The organism is Bacillus sp. 05T21 (assembly GCF_056396785.1).
The window spans coordinates 1-420 of sequence record NZ_JBFTMD010000109.1 but is presented as its reverse complement, the minus strand read 5'-3'; the positions used below and the strand labels follow the sequence as shown (position 1 = coordinate 420).

1 tRNA gene and 1 rRNA gene are annotated in these 420 nt (G+C 47.1%); both read left to right on the top strand.

The features are described from left to right. Positions 1-152: 152 nt before the first annotated feature. A 5S ribosomal RNA gene (gene rrf, locus AC1DKZ_RS33090) occupies positions 153-268 on the top strand. Between the two features lie 12 nt (positions 269-280). Continuing rightward, a tRNA-Met gene (locus tag AC1DKZ_RS33085) sits at positions 281-357 on the top strand. The last annotated feature ends 63 nt before the right edge of the window (positions 358-420 follow it).

The following is a 420-nucleotide window of genomic DNA, read 5'->3' as shown; positions in this document are numbered from 1 at the left end:
CATGGTGACATGTGGAGCTGACGAATACTAATAGATCGAGGACTTAACCATATAATATGAAGCAACGTTATCTAGTTTTGAGAGAATATAAAAAACTTATTGACTTTAAATGTCGAATGAGTTATGATGATTCTTGTCTCAAATGAATATAGTCTGGTAATGATGGCAGAGAGGTCACACCCGTTCCCATACCGAACACGGAAGTTAAGCTCTCTAGCGCCGATGGTAGTTGGGACCTTGTCCCTGTGAGAGTAGGACGTTGCCAGGCTATTTATATCATCGCGGGGTGGAGCAGTACGGTAGCTCGTCGGGCTCATAACCCGAAGGTCGCAGGTTCAAATCCTGTCCCCGCAACCAAATGGTCCCGTGGTGTAGTGGTTAACATGCCTGCCTGTCACGCAGGAGATCGCCGGTTCGACC